Source organism: Brevibacillus sp. Leaf182 (assembly GCF_001423865.2).
GTDB classification, from domain to species: Bacteria; Bacillota; Bacilli; order Brevibacillales; family Brevibacillaceae; genus Brevibacillus; species Brevibacillus brevis_C.
In genome coordinates, this window is record NZ_LMPN02000019.1 from 25,805 (window position 1) to 47,924 (window position 22,120).

A 22,120-nucleotide genomic window follows, 5' to 3' on the forward strand; every position below is an offset into this window, starting at 1 on the left:
AAAAAATATATAACCATTATGAACATCACAACAGGAGGACAAAAAAGAAAGACTATCCTCCAGCAGAAAATCTACTTTCGGGATAGCCTCTAAACCACTTATTTGTTTAACAGATGGAATACTTGCTCTACGTCTTTGTCACCTCGTCCTGAAAGGTTAACAATCAGGATTTGCTCCGGGGAAAGAGTGGGAGCCAACTGCAAGGCATACGCAATAGCATGAGCGCTTTCCAAGGCGGGAATGATCCCTTCCGTTCTCGATAGTTCTTGAAAAGCCGCCAATACTTCTTCATTCGTCACCGTGTAGTATTCCGCTCGTCCACTTACTTTTAGCTGGCTGTGTTCTGGGCCAATACCAGGATAGTCCAACCCGGCAGCAATCGAATACGTTTTTTGAGGTTCACCATTCTCATCCAGCAACACCAGGCATTTAAAACCATGAATGACGGCTGGAACCCCTTTGGTCAACGTAGGTGCCTGATCAGGCTCAACACCAATCAGTCGTACGGATGGTTCCTCTATATAATGGGCAAAAGCTCCAATCGCGTTACTGCCACCGCCAACAGCAGCGATAACCGCATTCGGCAAACGACCTTCTTTTTCTAAGATCTGTCGTTTGGATTCTTCACTGATAATCGCTTGAAAATACTTTACCATCGTAGGGAAAGGATGCGGACCAACCGCAGATCCCAATAGATAGAACGTATTCTGGTAGTTTTGCACCAAATCATTCAGCGCTTCATCAACCGCATCCTTCAGTCTGCCTTGCCCTTTGGACACCGCTACCACTTTTGCCCCTAAAAGCTCCATGCGAAAGACATTTAATGCTTGTCTTTTCGTATCCTCCGCGCCCATATAGATCACACATTCCATGCCAAACATCGCGCAAACCGTCGCGGTAGCAACTCCATGCTGTCCTGCACCCGTCTCGGCAATAATACGCTGTGCACCCATTCGCTTTGCCAGAAGGATTTGCCCGATGACATTATTGATCTTGTGAGCACCCGTATGGTTTAAATCTTCTCGCTTTAGATAAATTTTGGCACCGCCGAGTTTTGCAGTTAAATGACGAGCAAACGTCAACGGATTTTCCCGACCAATATATTCTTTCAGATAATACTTGTACTCTTCGATAAATTCCTCATCATCTTTATACCTTTCAAATTGTTCAGCTAAATAATCTAATACTTCCTGTAATTGTGGAGGCACAAAGCTTCCTCCGAACTCCCCGAAATATCCCTTTTTTGTCTGTTCTGTCAACGACATGCTCATCTCTCCTCAGCTATAGCTAGTCCTCAATCCTTCCTTGCATTTTATAAGATCAAAAGAGAGTGTGTCAATTTTGTTTTATGATTATTCAGAATTCGTTAGTTTGTTGGTAGTTTTTACAAAACCATCATTTTAGCTTCACATTTTCCCAATACAGATCGGGTAGTCTAACAAAAGCGGTTCATTACGTCGTTTCTTTATTCGGAGGGATATCATGAAGTTTCACTTTCAAAAGAAAAGCTTGCTGATCGCAACAATTGCGGCTCTATCCTTGATCGGAACACAAGGAGCAGGTGCAACGCAAAATGTAACAGGAGCACCCGTTGTAGCCGAAATTCATGAATGGAAAAATCCTCCTGCGCTCGCTGAAGGTATTAAAGAAGGCGGCTTCTCTGGTCTGGTGCATCTTCCTAACGATCCTCCTTCTATTTTTTATACATTGGCTGACCGTGGACCAAATGGGCAATATGGCAAGGACGAGCTGCGTACGTTCCCTGACCAAAACTACACCCCACGCTTGTACAAAATCAAAGTGGAGAATGGAAACATTCACGTTTTGGAAACCATCAAGCTGCGTTTGCCACAAGGCAAGATCAACTCTTTTACGAAAACTACCTATATTAGTGGATTGCCGAACCTTGCTGGCCCTGATGAAGTTCCCTACGATGTGACGGGAACAAAAAAGATTAGTTACGATCCAGACGGTTTGGATTTGGAAGGCATCGCTTACAATCCGGTCAACGATACCTTTTGGTTATCCGACGAATACCGCCCATCCATCATTCAAGTAAAGCGTGACGGTACAATCCTGGGCCGCTATGTACCAAAGGGCACCAAAGAAGCCCTGCTTGCCGCAGGTGCAAAGATGGAGATTTTTGATACGCTGCCAGCCGTCTATTCCAAACGCATTGCAAACCGTGGCTTCGAAGGTATCACTATCTCGCCAGATGGCAAGTTCTTGTATACTTCGATCCAAAGTCCAATGGCACTCCCTGATAAAAAGACAGGCGAAGCTTCCCGTAATTTGCGCATTTTAAAGATGGATCTCGCCACCAAAAAAGTCGTCGGCGAGTACATGTACATCGCAGAGAACGCGAAAGATTTCGTAAAAGTGAAACAGAAAGACGTCGTCATCAGCGATTTGGCCGCACTCAGTCAGGATGTTTTACTGATTGACGAGCGAGACAAAAATGCCGGTGCAGACGCACAGCTAAAGCGTATTTACAAAGCAGATTTTTCGAAAGCAACCAATTTGCTCGGTACGTCAACAAGTGAGCATGACTTCGAAAAACTCAGTGTTGCCCAAGTGAAAGAAAAAGGAATTGTGCCGGTTTCCAAGGAATTGCTGGTGGATGTAGCCAAGCTGAATTATCCACATGAAAAGCTGGAAGGGCTAGCGATTGTGGATAATAACACGATTGCCATTGTGAATGACAATGATTTCGGCGTAGATGGCTATGACGAGAAGGGTAAGATTAAAATCAACAGCAATCCGACGCAGATGTATGTGATTAAAGTAGGTAAGGATTTGAAATAAGTAGCAAAAGAAGAAGTCCTGCACTTTCAAAAAGCGGCAGGGCTTCTTCTTAATGTATGAAGTGTTATTAGTCCACATTTATTTAGAACTCTCAAATACAGTCGGCGTAAATAGTATGAGAAAAGCCTCGCGGTTGATTTATGTCCGCGAAGCTTTTCCTTAGTTAAGGTATTTTCATTCATACAACTTCGATAAAAAGTCTGTAAATGATGAGGCGACTGGCGTGATGGCTTCTCTTTGCCATTCTTCGAGAGATTTTTCTTCTAGTTCATCTTCAGAAAGATCTTCCATTGTAACAATAAACTCGTGATTTACAAATACAACAATTGGTTCTGCATTCTTTCCATTAATGTAGTCGAAGCAAATTTGACCACCGCTAGCATCGTATCCAATAGGAAATACTCCGTCAGGTAGACATTCCTTAACATCCTCATATGCTGTTAGAATATAGTATTTCCCAACCCTACTACTAAGGCTATAAAATGTATTAAATACTTTCCCTTCTACTTCCCCGTAATCAAAGCCGCAGGGAGTAGGAGCTCCCTCATTATTCTCAAGCATACACTCTACGAAATCCCTAGGAAATCGGATCCCCATTGCACTTTCTACTTCTTCGATATCTTGAATGTCTATTTTCTCTGTGCAGCATTCAAATGTTACATGATTTGGAACTGTCATGTCATTACTCCCTGTGAAAGTATTTCGCAATCATCGCACCACTTTACTTATATCGGTAATTCTTACATTTCATTGAAACAAAAAAGAAGGGGCGTGATCCCCTTCCTTTGCCACTCATTCCATCTCTACTGCTTTTTTTCTATAACGACGCCCAGGTGTTTTCAAGCCACTGATCAAAATCAGCACCTTTTTCTCCCTCGTAGGTATCATAGATATCGCTTCTCATTTTTTGCAGTTTCTCTTTGAATTCCTCGAACGTATGATCTTTGGGCAAGCTTTTCTTAATTCTTACCAAGGCTTTCGTTGCGCCTTTGATCAAGTCGCCTTTTTTCTGAGAAGGTAATCGAACACCTACCCCAAATGCTTTGAGCTTATGAAAAGCAGTCTCTTGCACTTTGTACACCGTATCGTTTTCCACGATACGAGTCAGCAATTGAATCGTTTGCTCATGCTTCCACTGTCCCAGTTCTTCAACAGCCTCTAAGCGCTCTCTCCAATTCGATGTTCGATTAGTCGCTTTCTTTAATTCCTCAAAGTTTGGAGGAAGCTCGTTTTTCATTTCAGTTTTATTCAATTCAATCTATCTCCTTCTGACTATCATTCTTCTATTATGACACTACGTCACCCAAATAACACCACCTGCTCACATATAATGGCTCAACTTCAACATTTGGAAGATATTATTGTCAAAAAAGCTCCTTGCCGCTCATGATGATGAGGCAAGAAGCTTTTTCATTTTTAATTCGGCACGGAATACAAAGACATGATACGTCTTGCAGCTTCCTGATATCCGCCAGCGTTACGCAAGGAGTCCCCTACCTGTATTGCACGCTCTTTGTAGGTGGATTCGTTCAACACTTGCATCAATGCATCCTTCAAAACTGTCGGTGTAAGCTGCCCTCTATCTAACGTAATCCCCGCTCCTAACTCCTCCACCCGCTTCGCTACAATCGGTTGATCAGAGCTTAGTGGAATCATGACGAGTGGCACATGAAAATAGAGAGCCTCACTCGTACTGTTCATGCCAGCATGTGTAATAAAAGCATCGGCGTGCCGGAGCACTTCCAGTTGCGGAACGTACGGTTCAACGATGAAGTTGGGTGGAATATGGTCTACGAACGACTCCAGCTCCGTGTCTCTTCCGCAAGACAGTACGAATTGAGCCGGAATATCTTGAAAGGCTACAAAGCACATTTTGTACAATTCCACATCTTTGGTCAGAATACTGCCCATGGAAATGTATACGATCTTATCGTGTGGAGAGCGAAGCTTTTCAAACGGAAAAGAAGGTACATCAGGACGCGAAGTAATAGAAGGTCCTGTAAAAATGTAACTATCGTCCAGCTTGTCAGCATCTGGCTGGAATTCACGGCTGGTAAAGACAATCTTCATGTCCCCATACTGGCGGGTAATATCTTCAATGGCAGGTACGGCTACGTTGCATACACGAGCGATGCTCTGTGCAGTCTGTGTCACTCTTTCATAAAGTGCATCTACATCTACATCACTTGCTTGAAACACTTCGACAATCTGGCTGAGCGGTTCAGCAAAGGCCAGGTTGGTTACGGAGCAAATCGTCGGGATTCCTAACTTCTCCCCTAAAATCGCCCCTCCCCAACCAAACAAGGAGTCAAAAATCAGGTAATCAAATGATTCGTTTTCTATCTGCGTAAGAATTTCGGGAATGCGGGGTTCAATAATGCCTCGCAACATAAAATCGGTGAAATGAAGAGGGTGTTTGAATTCTGTTGGGTTAAAGCCTAAATCACGAAATACTTGTTCATCCATTTGATATGCGCGGAATAGCGCCCCAGTCTGGGCAAGTCTATCCCGATATTCTTCTGAGCACATATAGACGACTTCTTCTCCGTTGTCGACTAGCTGCTTCACTAAACCCAATGTAGGATTCACGTGACCATCTGCTGGAATCGTAACATACAATACGCGTGCCACTCACTCCACCTCCAAAAGAATATCCAATTAGAAAATGTTTCCATTTCATTATAGGTCAGATGGATGGTGAAAATGGGTAAAATCCAAATATTTCATAATTTGTTCAATATTTTATATGAAGATGTTTAGTATTGTGCGCATGTTTTCATGTCATCTTTAGGTTGTGAACTTTTCATCATATAAAAGCGACAAAACCCCTTGTATCCCAAGGATTTTCGTCGCTTTTAATCGAGCATATTCATCTTCTATTTCTTTACAGGACTGCGTCGGCGGTGTTGCTTTTGGCGGGCCGCCTTCCTAATTCAATTTCTCCTCCACACAATCTCAATCCACACTTGATAAAGAACTCCCGGAAAAGAAGGGAATGGCTGGTTTCCTCATGTATCTTTAACACAAAGCGCATTGCTTCTTCTACACTACATTTAATATTTTTTTTAGCCCTCTTTCAATTTCCCCCTTCTTAATTACTAATATTGCATTCCTTCTACATTCATTTGCTCGATTGATAAGATTATTAACATATTCATCGATTGATATATTTTCTTCGTGAAAGATCTCTTTTACCCTTGAAGAGAAATGTTTGATTAAAGATTCTTTCTTTAAGTATTCATATTTTTCCTCTGAGAACTTTAGAATCAGAAATTCGATTATACCAGTTCTTAAGTAATAATTATTAATCAATTCAACGAAATTACTTTCCGATAACTCAAAGAAATGATTAATGAAAAATACCCTAAAATCGTTTTCTACAGCGAGTTGCTCCAATGTGTATGTAACTTTTTTACAAAGGCTATACAGGTGCAAGGAGAAAAATTGATCGTGCAAGAGATTAGGCGCTTTAATCATCTCTTTCAAAAATTCAATTTTCCAATCCTGATAATAAGAGTTCTTCCCACTATTAATTTCAAAGTCGTAAAAAGAAAAAGGGGAGGGTCTGTTTTCAGAAAAAATATAATTAAATTTAAGAAGCCTTGCATAGGACAGGTATCTTTCATTCAAACACATGTCCAAAATTTCTTTGTTGAGTTGCTGCATGTGGAGATTTTTGTAAATAAATCGTATTAAATTACAGTCAATTCTATGTCCTATGTTACTATCATTCATTTTTTGGCAGACGAACTTTTGAATACCTTCTTTACTAGATGTTTCATCCCACCTTGATGTTTGTATTATTTCACGAAAAAATAAAACATCCTTTTGCCATTCCAACGATTCACCTGTGTATAGCATATGATAAAAAATAAAAGAGACACGATATTTATAATCCAATTGTTTCAATATAAACTTAGCATACTCTTTATTCTGCAAAGTATAATGCATACGGATCAAATAGTCATAAATTATTTCTTTTGTTTGCTTGTCAAAATGTTCAGTTGAACTATATGAATGACTCGCACCCCAAAAGTACGAAAAGTAACTGACTTTAAAATCATTGAAATAATCCTTATAAAGTTTCAATAGTTCGTACAGATATGATTTGTAACTCTCAACTAATATATCCCTATTATTTGGTTTAGCATTTCTAGATTCTTGAACAAATTTATAGCAACACCTGTTTGTCATAACACGATGTATCTCTTCTAAATCTTCATAGGACCTAATGTGTTTCTTTATGACAGTCGGTATTTTAAAATACGTGCATTCTTTTTCTCGCCAGCTATCTACATCAGAATATATTGTAATTATTCTAGTAACAGCCGATTCATTATCGATAAAATCGCCGTTTGACACACTTTCGAAAACAGCATTATCATGCAATCTGTAAATAATTAGATAATCCTTTAAACTTAACTCAAAACTACATTTTTCAATCTCGTTATATAATTCAATAAAAAGTTCGTTTATAAAATGCGGCATATGCTTATGCTCTCGATTTAATAATTTGTCCATTATATAATTATTATATTTTTTGTAGTGTAAATCACCGAAAACTTCTTTCAATATATAAATTAACACCTCAGACTGTTCTTCCCTTTTTAATGTACCTATCATATTAATAATTATTCTAATGAAAAGGTCAGAGTTTTTCTGTCTATAGCAGTATTTAAAATACTCCTTAAATTCATTAGCGATTTCCTCTTGAATTTTCCATTTTTGAGATAAGCTATTCTTCTCTAACATGTCATAGAAAAACCTTAGACTATTCAAACTTTTAAAAAATAGATATGCATAGAGCAGAAATATAATAAAAACACTTGCTTCCCAAAAACGCTGTAATAAAACATTTATTTGAAAATAGTTTAATTTAGTTAAAAATTCGTCAGTTAGGAGGGGATACAAAGTAGAGTAAAATAATAAAATTTTAAACATAGTCGATTTAAAAATGCTAAAACCTAAGTTTTTGATGAAATAACTTTTAGTAGTACTCTTCCCCCAGTATTTATCTTTATCGTTTTGAAGTGCGTAACTGATAGTGAATTGCAAGAAAGTATATAATATACCGTATAATGTTAAAATACTTATGACTAATGGAATATAATTTTCTTTTTTCCCAAATTGAATAAAATTATATTTTTGTTGTAATGACCAGAATACAGCAATCAATATGAAAGAAAGTATACCTTTAGTTTTACCTTTTAAAAATTCATTATTGAAAAAAGAACTAAGCACTGTTTTCTGTATATTAGCGTAAATGAATTTCAAAAATGAAAGAATAATAATAATTGAAAGAAATACAGATCCTAAAATAATGATATTTTTCCATATGAAATTTACAAGCTCCACTCGTATTTAACCTCCTAATATATTTTTTGTTGTCTTAAAGACTTTAGTGTTAAAATAAAAAACTTTTACAGGAGTAGGGTCGAATCATTTACAACACACTGTTTCGGTAATTGTTTAAATAGATCACAATCTAACCCTTTGTACATGATTAGAGTATATTAATGCCCATCCATTGTAAACTAAAATAAGATCATATGTTCTTGCGAATCAAGAGAACATCAAAGAAGCCCAAACAATTTTTTTGCTTGAACTTACCTCACTACAAAAATTGTATATTTAGAACAAAATTTATTTTGTACTGTCTAACAAACTTCCATATTTTATCCGCTAAAATTAATTCCCCGATTAAACTAATTCAATCTAAGATTTTTAAAGCTTAGATAAAAACAGGGGAAAGACTTTATCTGATCAATCTCTGCTCTCCCTCTGTTTTTTGATCTAAAGTTCAGTTGCTTTTTATATAAGCGAATAGTTTTTAAATATATTTATTTTAACCAATAACGCAACTGACTTCACATACCCTGTGTGTATTAGGCTCCACTTTACCACTTGGACAAAATCCTTAATTTACAAGGAGTTTAACTTCTTTACTTTTTTGAGATAGTGAAAATATTCCTCTCGAAGCGGGTGCTTTTTACTCAACCACGGTTTGCTATCTTCTCCTGTGTAGTGAATAATGGCCGGGTCTATTCGCAGGTTGCTTTTATAAAGATGCTTAGACTGATAATTCCACTTTGTGTCAAGTTGAAGCCAATTATCATGAAGAATCGCATTCATCGGATCTTGACTGGGATAACGAATAATACTTTGGTTCTTTTTCATGTAATCCATAATCTTTTTTGTGATGTTATGCTCTCTCCATTTTTTCAAATTCATGACTAATACTCCCGCATTAAAGTAATCACAGCCATCAGGAATAGCCAGATCGGCATGTCTTAACTTGTTTACCCCTTGCCAAGAATCCATCACCGCCGCAAGGAAATATTGATCAACTTTTGTGTTCCATAATGGCGTGATGTCCTTTTTAATAACGATATCACTGTCCAAATAAATCACTTTTTCAACTTCTTTGTCCAGCAGGTCGGGAATAGAAATTCGATGATAAGTTTCTTGAGTAAGATGATCACGGACGAGGAATCCATCATATAGGGTCGGATCAATAGTTACATATTTGATTTGAGCATGGAATCGTTTCACAGTTTTCGTTAAGATGGATTTATTTTTCCCAGAGACTTGGCTGTCAATGACGTGAACGATGACTGGGTTTTTCGAAACCTTATTTTCAAAAAGGGAATATAACATAACTGCGAGATGTATAGCAAAACCATCATTAACGGCTGTTACAATATGAATCGTGCCCACTATTCTCCCACCCCATATCCTTATTGAGCTATATATACACACTATTCATGGACAGCGTTGGTTTGTGTGATGAAAATACCTAATTATTTCTAGATGGGAGCACAATTCACAGATGCAGACTTCCGCTGATGCGGCTTTTTTCTGTGAGCGATCAGAAAACCGTTATACGACTAGAGCATGTTCCAACCATCCCCATAAAATATATAAGCGCTGTGAGAACGGCTCGAATTCGGCAATGACCTTATCCCCCAAGTGCGGGTATGGGGGTAATTTGTCCAAGCTCCAAACTGGGAACAAGAAAGTACCTATTTAAAAGGGTGATGAAATATGATCTCCTTTGTGGTTGGCAGAGGTATGGGCCATCTCGGTAGATGCATTAGCATAACGGAAAAATTGCAGCACCACCATCTTCCCATTCACGTGTTTGCCTTTCGGGAAACACATGGCTATTTATCGAAAAACCTGCACAATGACGTCCAATTAAAAGCCTTTAAATCCAAAAAATTCGAGGATGGTAAACAAACCACACTATTAATAAATGATTGGCGCTCCGATGTGCCTCGATTTCGCAGTGAGGGGAAAGTCAGTGCAAACACAAAGCTCGTGACCCTCTATCACAGTGACTTTATCATCGATAAAAATGATTCAGCCCCGATGCAGGAATACAAAAACCGCATTGTAGAAATCGCCAATCAATCCGATATCTTTCTGCACATGAATCTTATACCACCTAAGCAGGCCCATCCGCAAATGAACTGCATCTATATCCCTATTCCTTTAATCACCAGGGAAATCAGCCAGTCCCCGGAAGAAGTAAGACGCATGTTAGGTCTTCAGAAGAACGAGTCATTTATTCTGGTTCACATGGGTGGCGGACTCGCTAACCGTTATGAACAGATCGTGAAGTGGTACGATCAAATAAACTCGCTTGCCAGCCGTTATCGATTTGTTGTAGCTGGTCAATTGGCAGATGAAGATTACCCGTTCGATGAAAGAATCATCAAAGCCCCTCTCATCCCGAATGGCAAAAACCTTGTACAGGCGGCCAGTCTGGTTATTAGCAAACCGGGTATGGGCATTTTAGGAGATTGCATCTCTACAGGGACCCCCTTGCTTTTCCTTCCGCCGGATGATGCAGAACGCGAGCAAAAAATAGATATGCTACGCGAAATAGCCAATAGTGATAAGGTATCGATCCAGGAACCGGAAGAGCTTGTACCAAAGATTGAGCATGCGTTAGCAAATAAAGAGGCCATTCAAAAAAGATTTCGTCTCATCCCTACCAACGGCGCTGAGGTCGCAAGCAAAATTATCGAAATGGCATACCGTATCCCGCTATCGAAATTGTCAAAAAGACGGGAAGATCTCCTTGGCTTGACACCGTATCGCTCATTTGGAAATAAGGACTGATGACATTGAAGTCAAAAAGGAGGACTGTCTTAGGTAGAAGATCAATTTCTACTTAAGACAGTCCTCTTGCTTTTACTTTTGCGTTTGGGATTGCTTCTGGCGTATTCAAACTGATGGCTGCTTATGCGCAGATGGGTATCGCTCTGCGCGCTGATCTGCGAGGGGGCGGCTTTTTCTATTGGTTGAAAAGCGTAACATATCCGTTCCATCTACAATATGATAGGCTAGAACAATCTAAAGAGGTGAGCCGATGGCAGTCGTAAAAGCCAGGAGTAGTGATATTGACATGTTGGCAAGGTTGCTACGAGCAGAAGCTGTAGGTGAAGGCGAAATGGGTATGCTCCTTGTGGGGAATGTCGGAATCAATCGAATAAGAGCGAATTGCTCCGATTTTAAAGGAATACGGACAATTCCCCAAATGATCAACCAGCCGCATGCGTTTGAAGCTCTGCAACATGGTATGTACTACCAAAGGTCTAGAGATAAAGAACGCCGTCTGGCACGACGGGCTGTGAATGGGGAGCGGCATTGGCCGGGCAAATTCTCCCTCTGGTATTTTCGTCCGGGAACAGCGCAAAATCCCCTACCTTGTCCGCCGACCTGGTATAATCAGCCGCATGTAGGACGATACAAGCTTCATTGTTTTTATGAGCCGACCGCGAAAGAATGTGAAAATGTATATAATACTTTTTAATTTTATAGAAGAAAATAGCCCAGACATTACACTGCCCCCAAAGCGAAGAAAGGGGCAGTTTTTTTCATCAAGGCACAAAAGAAATCCAATTCTCTCGATACTAAGAATTTGTTACATAATGAATGACCGAGTCCGCCGCCAGGAGAAGAGCAACTACCACAGCCGTTAACTCCTCCCCCAGCGTTCATCCCCCCACGACCCGCTCCCTTTCGAATTGGTCCAAGGGCAATTGAAGGATGTTTGTTCCGTTTTACGTATCTTTGGCTCGTAAATGGAGAGCAATTCTGGTTTTTCCCCGTTTTTAAACACAGGTGTCCATTCCTGAATTTCCTCGGATTTTTCAATCCCCACTATATACTTTTCTGCTTCAATCTAAAGATTATTTCGGAAACTACCGATATAGTTAGTATTCCAAAAAATATATTTAATGGGAGTATAATGATTGACGTTATACTCCCATCTCAAAGGGGAATATCTTATGAGGCTTCGAAATCATACCAGAATTTTAAAAGGAATCGCTAGTTTATCTGTTATTTTCGCTACTCTAAATTATCCAGTGATCTCCTTTGCCGAAACAGTTGATTCTAGTGAAGTCAGTGAAACAAGCAACGCCGATGACATTAATACCGGTATAGCAGACTTAGACTATGATAATGACGAAATTCTAGCAGTAAGTGGTGATGAGATAGATAGTTTTGTTCCAAAAGAAGCTCTCAATCCACACGGTAAGTTTATCGTCGTAGAACGTAAAAAAAAGTCACTTACAACTTCTCCAGTCGATATTTCCATTATTGATTCTATGGCTAATCGCACTTACCCAGGAGCATTACAGCTTGCCAATCAAGCTTTTACAGAAAATAAACCGAGTGTATTACTGGTACCAAGAAAACCTTTGACGATTAGTATTGATTTACCCGGTTTGAAAAAAGAAAATTCAATGACTGTGGATAATCCAACATACGGGAATGTGTCTGGAGCAGTAGATGAGCTTGTATCTAAATGGAGCGATGAGTATTCAGAAACGCATACTTTACCTGCGCGATTGCAGTATGCAGAATCAATGGTTTATAGCAAATCTCAAATTGGCAGTGCTCTGAATGTTAACGCGAAATATCTTGATTCTACATTAGGAATTGACTTTCATGCGATTGCTAATGGAGAGAAAAAAGTGATGGTAGCGGCATATAAACAAATATTTTATACGGTAAGTGCGGAACTGCCTAACGATCCATCCGATCTTTTTGATGATAGTGTTACGTTTAAGGATTTAAAACGTAAAGGGGTCAGTGATCAATCCCCACCTCTTATGGTTTCAAATGTCGCTTACGGTAGAACCATTTATGTAAAATTAGAAACAACCTCTAAGAGCAAAGACGTAAAAGCAGCATTTAAAGCCTTGCTTCAGAATACTGCCAATGTCGAAACGAATGCCGAGTACAAGGATATTTTTGAAGATAGCTCCTTTACGGCTGTAGTATTAGGCGGAGATTCACAAGAGCATAACAAGGTTGTTACAAAAGATTTTAGTGAAATTCGGAATATCATCAAAGATAATGCGGAATTTAGCCTAAAGAACCCAGCATATCCGATTTCCTATACTAGTGTTTTCTTAAAAGATAATGCAATTGCTGCCGTACATAACAATACAGATTATATTGAGACTACGGCTACAGAATATTCGAAAGGTAAAATATCGCTTGGCCATTATGGCTGGTATGTCGCTCAATTTGATGTATCCTGGGATGAAGTTTCCTTTGATGAAAATGGTGAAGAAGTACTCACACATAAAACGTGGGAAGGAAGCAACCAAGATAGAACAGCTCCCTTCACTACAGTCATTCCTCTGCCACCTAATGCAAAAAATATAAGGATTTTTGCCAAAGAATGTACCGGCCTTGCTTGGGAGTGGTGGAGAACCGTTATTGATGAACACAATGTTCCGTTATCTAGTGAAATTAAAGTTGAGATTGGAGGAACGACTTTAAACCCGACTGGTGGTATTACGTTTAAATAGTTGGAAAAAGAAACGGCTGAAATCCTTTTTTATCGAGGAGTTCAGCCGTTTTGCTTTTTCTTATAATTTTACCAACCTGGGTCAGTGCCATAGGAAACTATTAAAGAATGACTTGGAATTATTTGGATATTTTAAGCTCATAATACATTTTTCAGATATCGTTTATTACGAAATAATCCATCTCTTTCTTGGTACAGCCACTCCCCGTTCGGTACTTACACCCTAAAGCTAGCGCCTATGCTGTGCGCACTCAAAACAGCAGACGCCTCTTTTTCAAGAGGCGGTGGTCATACGCGATTCCATGCCCAGAGTGTGCTGTCATCAAGTAAGGAAGCCAAAGGTTACTCAAATAAAAAGCACCCATAATTAATGGCCCGGGTCCGCTACGTTCTGCTTTATTACAAATACTTGAGGCGCATTATCGTGAGTCACATCCATAGGTAGCCAATTGATACACACAGTCATTGAAAACGTTAGTAACATGAAGGACAGTACTTTTTTCATTTGAGTCACTCTCCCTATTTTCCAAAATTATCCATAATGTTATTGTACACTTCTTTTATCTTTTTGACATACTGCAAATCCATCGACATGGACTTTTCAGTTAAAAACCTAAAATTTACAACCCCAAGATACAAGCACTGTCACTAAACTTCCTTGCTCCATATCCCTCTTTGCCTCTCATCTGGTACTAGCACAAACATAGACTTTTACGATCATTTTTATAATTCATGCCTTTGCTACAATGAGCACAGGGCAAACAACGGCGTTTTACTCCGATCGCCAAACCATCAATTGATTATTTGTTGTTTTGATAATCCCCTCTGATTTCTAGATAAAAGAGGTTCATAGGAACATAACGAAAATTTCATGATGATCTATTTCATTTTTATTCGATTATATATCCGTAATTGGTCTTTCACTGAATCATACGAGAATACTTCCCATAACTCGCTGTCTCCTGCCACCGGGCATGGAATTTCGATTGGGGGGTGTCCATTCAGATATATAGTTATCTTCGCTTCACTTTGTATAAGTGAAGGCATATTGGAATAGTTGTTAACATGAAAATGATAAACACCCGGGAGATATTGAAAGACTTGAATTTCTTCGGGACCGAAACCTACTTGCTCATCCTTGTTCAGTACTGCCCAAGGAAAGACTGACGAACTCCCTTTACTTCGATAATCAACGTTAACAGGAGATGCCGTGCTTTTAGATGTCACTATCGTTAGGTGTAGGTCCAGATCTTTAGGCTGTTTTCCCCAAGTTAACGTGACTCTCAATGGCAGTGGTGCAGGATTTGCATTAACTTGCACATTCGCCTTAGATACAGTTGCATCGAACGATCTTTCGAGACATGCTTGGGTAATCGTCTCCTTTAAATAATCTTGAAACTCCTGAATTGCCGTGACCGAATTTGGACGCATTTCATGAATAACTTTTACAGAAGATTTAAACTTATGATCCACTCTAGAAACAATACTGGAACTCCCTTTTCCATAATTAACGATGAGAACCCTTGCGTTCGGCCTACCGCGGGCATAATCATTCAACGCATCGGCAAAGTTTTTCGAACCTGCTCTTCGATATTGCTTACACTCAACAACAAGCAGAGTGCTTCTCTCAGCGTCTGCAATTTCCGTTAATAGTGAGTAATCCGGCTGAATACCTCTTTGACGTGATTTTCCCCTAGGATTCGCCAATGGTGTTCTCACCTCCGCCCATAACTCTAGCGTCGGCTCATATTTTCGAGAAGTAGCTAGGTGGTTTCTGGAAAATGAGAACGTAACAGTCCCATTTTCATGAATATATGTCATGCTTGAATCATTCATTGCCACCATTATTTGAGTTGATATCCATGCAGCATATAAATCATAGCGTTTTCTCCAAATAGGAAGCTCAAGTAACGACACCAATTCTTGTGTCAGCACGGATTTATTACGAAGCGTTCTAGTTATACTTCCCAACAATTTTGTCATGAACTGAACTACATCTTGCCACCATACGTTTAACCTACCTGCATCACAAGTCCCTGGTATCGATCTGCTATGCAGAACCTCTAAGATAAGAAGAAACTGCCTAAGCCACATATCTGACTCCAATTTTTGCAAGCATCGTTTATAATCATCGGCATCTTTTCCTGTTTGAACACCTGTCGTTCTCGTAACATTATGAAAAAGACAGTCAGCCCACACCTGCTGCCATAATTCATACAAGCTACTAAACACACGATCAAATTCCTCATCCCCAACGGATGGGAAAATAATCGTATATTTAGGCAAAGAATCGCTATCATAATCGCTTATCCAGCGCTTTACTTCCTGATGATGCGGGTTCCAATCAAGTCCGGTTACATCTAAAAATCTGCGCAAATCTGAGTACAACTGAAAGAGAACTTCTGGGTTAACCTCGTACACGTAAACCGGACGTAATGCATGAATAAACTGTATTTGCCATGATCGAAAATGCTCCAAATCAAACTCTAAAGCAGTTGACTTTGCATCAAAATCGAATTTAATCTTTAAATTATGAGTCGTTCTTAACGCTCCCGATTTCTCAAACTGCACGAGAAGATCTGACATCATGCTAGAGAATGGAGCAACTGCAGAAAAAAAAGCAATTATCAATTGTTCAGCATCAATCTTATGTAAAATTAACTCTTGTTTAAAATCATTCTTTCCCCTTAGCAACGGAATGTTAAGCTTTCCTCGCATCTCATTAAGAATATCTGAATCGTAACTTTTAAGATCCATCCCTCCTTGCGACAATAAATACTCCCACACTTCCACACTCGTTTGCAATAATGGTTGATCCATGTTTATCTCGACTCCTTTTTTGTCGGTCACGATTTAAACATACCTGACTTGCACGGCAGGCATCCACTCGAATGATTAAATAGAAGCATCTATTAGTATTAAAAATGATAACACTCCCTCTAATCCTACTTGCGGCTCTCATATTTTGGTTTTATATACAATAAGCCCTATATCAACATCTATATTCTTGAAAAAAACTCAAGCCAATGATCAACTTGAGTTTTAATACTATTGATTATGTTTTAGGGAAATGTAGCCTCAGCAATCCCAACAAAAGCATGCAATACGTAGTATACTTTAACAACTTAATAATCTAATGCGAACCTGCCATACCTCATCTTCGAACCATCAATATGACCGACTCCACATGTGACGAGTAGACAGTGAAAACAAATAAAAATTTGTGTCCACAGCTTGGTGTTTGCTCTAATAAGCTTTTCGTGTTAGTTATGGATAACCTCCCGCTTATGTGCGGAATATTTTGTGTACGTTGCACAATTTAACTTTTCATCACAAGATTACATGTTGAATTAGCTAGGGATTGCGGAAATTTCAATCCAACGTTCTTGTATTCACGAAAACACCCAGCCCTAGATAGCTCTTATCTTAGGCTGAGCCGTTTGTTGTCTGAGCTTCTTCCTAGATTATACATCTGAAAACCAAGGGGTGGTAGCCCCGCAGCGTGAATCCAGTGTTATGCGCCGTTACTGTCTTCGAAGCATCACCTAAAAACCTTTGATTAAGATTCCAACTCTATTTTTTACTTTGGTATAAAAACTCAACTTCACCATCTAGCAAATATCGATATTCAAATAATTGCATTGTTCTTTCCCTAATTCTCTCCCGTATAACCGTGCCTAGGCTTACCGATCCTTGTGATCCAAGGTAACCATTATTAATAAATGTCTTCTCTACAAATTTTGTTTCCCTTAAGTGATACTGTAACCATTCTTTCTGCGATTCAATTAGTGCTTCTCTTGGTTCTCTATCCAACTTAGAAAGAAGCTTTTTATATATTTGATTCAACTCTTTATCCCAAATCTCTGTATATTTGCTTTCCAAAGCCCCCCATCCCAATGTTGTAATAATCTCTTTGGAATTTTGAAATTCATTAAATTCCACTTCATAATCATGATCTATAGGATTTCGAAGCATTTCATTATAAAATTCTCCAGTCAAATCAAAGTTCCTAATGTTCATGGATAACACTTCATTGTTAGAAGTATCTGATCGACCTTCAGTTATTTCTTTCGATTCTGTTCCATTACCTGTACTCACTACATTAGGAGGCAGTTCAGAATTCATTATTGATCTAGTTTCGCTGTTCAAAGTAGTCGATTGACTAATATTTTGACAAGATGAAAACATTATCGTAAAAAAAAATAATAAGAGTATCTTACCTTTCATAAATTATCTCCTTAAATATTATCTTTAATATTTACTGGTAATGGCGCATAACGTCTTATTCACGCAATTTGTAAATAATCCCATATGTAGGGTATTCGGAAAACTTTTGAACTATCCTGCCCGTAACTTTAAGAAAGGACCTTGTGCGTACAACAAATTCTTAAATAATTTGGTACGGAGCAAACGAGGGTAAACTCTGCCGCAACATTAAAATGTAAATCATTCGGCACTGGGTGGGGTCTAATTAGAAGCCTATACATGCCCTGTAGAGGACAATAAAAGAGCCGCCCGTTTGGGGGTGGCTCTGCTTCTATTAGTCCTTTATACAGCCCCTCAAAGCTGGGTAGGGGCTACTGTCAGATGAACAAGTCCAATCGCTCCAAAAGGCTTTTCAGTTAATCTTAACTGTATTCTAAAAGGCGAAGCCCTCCTTCGAAATAACCCGAGGAGGGCTTTTTTACGTTATGCGTTCAATTTTAGAGTCGCCTTTTACTTCGCTTCATGTAGTACAACGTTCATATTGAATCAAATTCGAGATTATTTTTCCTGCTCGTAATCCCATTTTCCATTCTTTTCATTATATTTTAGTTTGAAGATCAGAGCCTCACCGTCTTCTCTATTAAACGAAAAAGAACCTTCTTTTAACTCTTCATCCAGAAGAATAACCGGAATGGTATCCCCTACTTTTGCGTGCTTCTGCATGATCTCGTCCTGAACTTCAATGAAGGCATCCTTCACGTCTACAGAACGCTCATTTTCTATTTTATCCATTAGCGGCGCTCTTTTAGTGAATTCGTTATAAATCCACTCTTTTCCATTTTCATCAGTCAAAGTTTTCATGGCTACCAAATCATCGGACTTTGCTTCGATCCCCAATGAATTAAGGGTTTTCATTTGATTTCCTTTTTCGTACTGCTCAACATCTTCACTTGCGTATAGACTGCTACCTGCGAAAATTGCACCAGCTAAAACAAGACCCGAAATTGCTATACTGCGTTTTTTCATAACCTCAAATACCTCCTATAATCTTACCACCCTGGGTCAGTGCCATAGGAAACTATTATAGAATGGTTTGGAATAGCTTGTACCTCTGTTGCTTGAATAGTTTGAGGCATAGTAACTAAGAACACCGTCATTAATATCTGCAAAAGAAGCTTGTTCATCACTTTCCCCTCCTAAGTTATCTGGATATTATAAGCTCATTATACACTTTTTGGATTTTGTTTATTACGAAATAGTCCATCTCTTTCTTGTTTTTTGTGTAATAATTTAAAATTTGATTTACACATTCATATCCTTTTTCATGAGCGCTAACTTTAGCGTACTCTAAGGTAGCTTTTAAATAACTATCTACCGCATCTCTAATTAGACCGAGACGCATTTTATAGTCTCCTTTTAACCTAAAGTAATAGGCTAATTCTGTTTTCTTGAATGGAGTTCGTATATTTACATTGTTCATCTGACCTTCATACTTTAGAAGATTTTCTATGGAATGAACATCATTGCTTTTTAGGTATAACTCAAATAATTCATTAACAATGTGAATGATATTATTGCCCGTAGCCTCTGAAAGACAAGCTTGTAGCTGAGTGATAGCTAAGTTAAGATTGCCCTTCTTCCCATTAATAGCCCCTTCCATTACTTTTACTGTTTCAGTTACGTGTGGGTATGAATAATGACTAAACAGTTCAAGGTATTTTTCTGACAGTCCATAATCCCCCGAATAATAATACGAGTTGCATATTGCCAATGTTGAATCAGCTTTGATTCTGCTATCCGTCCCATCTTCTTTTAAAACATGTTTACAAAGTTTGATGCAATCATCAAATAATCCGAGATTATAGGCATGGACTCCCAGTTTATAATGCAAAAGTATCCGTTCATCAGGAGATAAAAATTCCGCATATTGCAAGATTTGCTCCCCAGACTGATATTTTTGAGGTAATTTAGTAAAATCATCTCGTTCAATTAGATATTTCTTAAATAAAGCTTTTGCAATGTATATCGGCTCACCACATTGTCGTGCATAATTTGCGATGACCTTATAGAGAGCTAAGCGTATTTCGTTATTTGTTTCAGCTATAGCATTGGAGTCTGCGAAGCCATAAAGTCGCTCTAAAGCCTTCTCAGTCTTCTCATTAGGAGATTGAAGAAATTTCAAAGATACTCTTTCGACTAATGAAGAATATTCACATTGAATGATTTCTTGAAGAATTTCAAATAACATTTCACTCCTAGTCTCTTCCTCAAGGTATCCTTCAATAATTTCTTCATACGGGTACGGAAATATAGCGGGTATCGACTTCACTGTTTTAAATTCAGGGCGTTTTGTCTCTCCACTCTCAATCTTTTGTAGTACGCCCCTACTTACACCAGTTCTATCTTCTAACTCAGCAAAAGACAAGCCGTTATTTCTTCGGCTCTCAGACAACATGTCCCCAATCGTTTTCTTTTGCACTATATTCCCCCCATAACAAAAACTTCCTTTTTTTTACAACGCAATCGAGTAGGATTATAGCAAGGTGAAGTTTGTGAATTCAACAAAAACAAACAGACATATTTCGACTGAAATTTGCGGAAATTATCGAATAATGTCAAATGTATCAAGGTAATTTTTTCCATAGTTTTTGTGATATAAGTGCTATAGTGAAAAAGAGGGGGTGAGACTATGGGGGACAGATAACGATGGTTGAATGGCAAGAAGTAAGCAATGAAGACCTTACACAAATCATCAAGAATCTACAATATCAGCTTAAAGAAGTCTTCAAACAACAGGGCAAATTGACAGACTCCGATATGTTGAAGATAAGTCAAGAACTAGACGAGTACATCTTAGAGTGCCAACGAAGAAATCTTACTTATCAGAAAGGAGGCAAATTTTAAAAGTGAATGGACTTGTTTTCAGAAGGCAAATCAACAAGAAAGGACGTTCCCCCTTTGCTTCCCGGCAACAGGAACGCCCTATAGGAGCACTTGAAACTCCTATAATTAACTCTATCATGAGATATTCAGATTAGAAAGCAGGAGATTCTTACGAAATAAACCTAAAAAACAAGCAGAGGCATTTGCTCGTTCGGGTAATTCAATCAAAAATGATGAAGAAAGAATGTGAGCAAGTGTTAGTAAGGGAAAAATCTAACGTCATCCCCCTTAGAACAGGTAGATTCATAGAAGAAAAACATGTAAAAAAACGCACCAAATTAAATGTTAGGAGGATTATTAAGTGAAAAAATATTTACTCACTTTACTCGCTTTCGCTGTGCTCATAATAAGTCCATCTGGTTCGTATGCGGAAGATTCTAAGAACAGCATTCAAGAAAGAATAGAAAGAGGTGAATTAAAAGAACTTACTTCAACGATAATTGAACTTACTTACGATTCTGGTACTGGAGAAATTCTGAATACAGAGGAAATTACCTCCATACACTTGGCAGCCATTGAAGAACTTGAGAAAGAAACTGGAGAAACCCTTGAAAAGAATTTTGAGTTACCTGAACAAGAGATTCAAGAGTTACCGATTGAAGAAAACACACACGAGGAAGTAACTCTTCCGTCATCACAAAGAGGTTCAGGTGTCAGACTTAAAGGGGGTCTGGTAATTGATGAAACAAACAAAGAAATCCTCTCGTATGTTACAATCGATGAAATTCGTCGGGCCAGGCCGACAATAATTACTGGGAAATTAACATTGCAGTATTCAACTAATCGCAACAAATCATATAGAGATGAAGATATTTTAAACTATACGTTTACTGGCACAGAATTAAGAGAAAAAGAAACAAAATTAAGTGATCCAGTCAGTATTTCAGATACTAATTTTTGGCGTGTTATTAACACCTCATTAGCGACATGGAGCGATGGGTATAGCGATGCAGACCATAAAGTAGGAAAAGAATTTTTGCTTAACAAAAAGGGTATCGAATACCCTAAGTATAGAGATGAGCATAGTAGAATAAAAATGTTCGAGCCTGATGAAGCCGATCTCGCTTGGGTTCCTAATAATCAAAGAGAGCCTAGAGAGCCTAATATGAGAGAAAAATATATTAATTGGTATGAGAATAAATATGGCACCCCCGATTTCAATTGGGATGACGTAGATATTCATCACATTATTCCCCTTGCATATGGTGGGGATAACAGCTATGATAATTTAATTCCGTTACCAAAAGACTTCCACCGAAAAGAGGTTACTCCTTGGTGGGCTAGTTATGGCAAATATGTACCTTCTGGTGATGACTATTAAAGAATAGTAGG

At 38.6% G+C, this 22,120-nt stretch carries 17 protein-coding genes; 6 read left to right on the forward strand and 11 right to left on the reverse strand.

Translation table 11 applies throughout. The annotated features are described in order from the left end of the window. Positions 1 to 98: 98 nt before the first annotated feature. Entirely contained in the window at positions 99 to 1,265 is a 1,167-nt protein-coding gene (trpB, locus tag ASG16_RS09290; protein ID WP_056494995.1) for a tryptophan synthase subunit beta, read from the reverse strand. Positions 1,266 to 1,482: 217 nt separating this feature from the next. On the opposite strand from trpB, the gene ASG16_RS09295 reads away from it, so the two are divergent. Then, positions 1,483 to 2,805: an esterase-like activity of phytase family protein gene (locus ASG16_RS09295; RefSeq protein WP_056494993.1), complete on the forward strand. Its 1,323-nt coding sequence runs from the start codon at positions 1,483 to 1,485 to the stop codon at positions 2,803 to 2,805. 174 nt (positions 2,806 to 2,979) lie between these two features. Here ASG16_RS09295 and ASG16_RS09300 read toward each other — a convergent pair whose 3' ends face one another. From ASG16_RS09300 to ASG16_RS09320, 5 genes are all read right to left on the reverse strand, one after another. Then, entirely contained in the window at positions 2,980 to 3,483 is a 504-nt protein-coding gene (locus ASG16_RS09300) for an SMI1/KNR4 family protein (RefSeq protein ID WP_056494990.1), read from the reverse strand. A gap of 139 nt (positions 3,484 to 3,622) precedes the next feature. Continuing rightward, on the reverse strand, positions 3,623 to 4,057 hold the full coding sequence (locus tag ASG16_RS09305) for a HEAT repeat domain-containing protein (protein WP_056494986.1): 435 nt from the start codon (positions 4,055 to 4,057) through the stop codon (positions 3,623 to 3,625). A gap of 164 nt (positions 4,058 to 4,221) precedes the next feature. Next, positions 4,222 to 5,436: a macrolide family glycosyltransferase gene (locus tag ASG16_RS09310; protein ID WP_056494984.1), complete on the reverse strand. Its 1,215-nt coding sequence runs from the start codon at positions 5,434 to 5,436 to the stop codon at positions 4,222 to 4,224. A gap of 411 nt (positions 5,437 to 5,847) precedes the next feature. Then, a complete protein-coding gene (locus tag ASG16_RS09315) occupies positions 5,848 to 8,160 on the reverse strand; it encodes a hypothetical protein (RefSeq protein ID WP_056494982.1) in 2,313 nt (770 codons plus the stop codon). A 567-nt stretch (positions 8,161 to 8,727) separates the two neighbouring features. After that, positions 8,728 to 9,522, reverse strand: a complete 795-nt coding sequence (locus ASG16_RS09320; RefSeq protein ID WP_048031165.1) for a glycosyltransferase family 8 protein — start codon at positions 9,520 to 9,522, stop codon at positions 8,728 to 8,730. Positions 9,523 to 9,849: 327 nt separating this feature from the next. Here ASG16_RS09320 and ASG16_RS09325 point away from each other — a divergent pair, with 327 nt between their 5' ends. The 3 genes from ASG16_RS09325 (at position 9,850) to ASG16_RS09340 (ending at position 13,640) form a co-directional block, all read left to right on the forward strand. Continuing rightward, positions 9,850 to 10,932: a glycosyltransferase family 28 protein gene (locus ASG16_RS09325; protein ID WP_056494980.1), complete on the forward strand. Its 1,083-nt coding sequence runs from the start codon at positions 9,850 to 9,852 to the stop codon at positions 10,930 to 10,932. Between the two features lie 250 nt (positions 10,933 to 11,182). Then, positions 11,183 to 11,626, forward strand: a complete 444-nt coding sequence (locus ASG16_RS09330) for a cell wall hydrolase (RefSeq protein WP_056494977.1) — start codon at positions 11,183 to 11,185, stop codon at positions 11,624 to 11,626. A 478-nt stretch (positions 11,627 to 12,104) separates the two neighbouring features. Continuing rightward, the gene (locus ASG16_RS09340) at positions 12,105 to 13,640 is read left to right on the forward strand and encodes a thiol-activated cytolysin family protein (RefSeq protein WP_056494971.1); all 1,536 of its coding nucleotides are present in this window, start codon (positions 12,105 to 12,107) and stop codon (positions 13,638 to 13,640) included. Positions 13,641 to 14,518: 878 nt separating this feature from the next. Here the strand turns inward: ASG16_RS09340 and ASG16_RS09345 are convergent. The 5 genes from ASG16_RS09345 to ASG16_RS09360 all read right to left on the reverse strand — a co-directional run bounded on the left by ASG16_RS09345 (position 14,519) and on the right by ASG16_RS09360 (position 20,324). Then, positions 14,519 to 16,459: a YfaP family protein gene (locus tag ASG16_RS09345; protein WP_056494968.1), complete on the reverse strand. Its 1,941-nt coding sequence runs from the start codon at positions 16,457 to 16,459 to the stop codon at positions 14,519 to 14,521. A 753-nt stretch (positions 16,460 to 17,212) separates the two neighbouring features. Continuing rightward, positions 17,213 to 17,866, reverse strand: a complete 654-nt coding sequence (locus tag ASG16_RS09350) for a lysozyme inhibitor LprI family protein (protein WP_056494966.1) — start codon at positions 17,864 to 17,866, stop codon at positions 17,213 to 17,215. A gap of 537 nt (positions 17,867 to 18,403) precedes the next feature. Beyond that, on the reverse strand, positions 18,404 to 18,871 hold the full coding sequence (locus tag ASG16_RS09355) for a hypothetical protein (RefSeq protein ID WP_017249846.1): 468 nt from the start codon (positions 18,869 to 18,871) through the stop codon (positions 18,404 to 18,406). Between the two features lie 23 nt (positions 18,872 to 18,894). Then, positions 18,895 to 19,029 (reverse strand): hypothetical protein, encoded by a 135-nt coding sequence (locus ASG16_RS31500; RefSeq protein WP_255412997.1) that lies wholly within the window; start codon positions 19,027 to 19,029, stop codon positions 18,895 to 18,897. A gap of 17 nt (positions 19,030 to 19,046) precedes the next feature. Then, positions 19,047 to 20,324, reverse strand: a complete 1,278-nt coding sequence (locus ASG16_RS09360) for a helix-turn-helix domain-containing protein (protein ID WP_056494963.1) — start codon at positions 20,322 to 20,324, stop codon at positions 19,047 to 19,049. Between the two features lie 227 nt (positions 20,325 to 20,551). Here ASG16_RS09360 and ASG16_RS09365 point away from each other — a divergent pair, with 227 nt between their 5' ends. Together ASG16_RS09365 and ASG16_RS09370 are read left to right on the forward strand one after the other, a co-directional pair. Further along, a complete protein-coding gene (locus ASG16_RS09365) occupies positions 20,552 to 20,749 on the forward strand; it encodes an aspartyl-phosphate phosphatase Spo0E family protein (RefSeq protein WP_056494962.1) in 198 nt (65 codons plus the stop codon). Between the two features lie 340 nt (positions 20,750 to 21,089). After that, positions 21,090 to 22,109: an HNH endonuclease signature motif containing protein gene (locus ASG16_RS09370; protein ID WP_056494959.1), complete on the forward strand. Its 1,020-nt coding sequence runs from the start codon at positions 21,090 to 21,092 to the stop codon at positions 22,107 to 22,109. Positions 22,110 to 22,120: the final 11 nt, after the last annotated feature.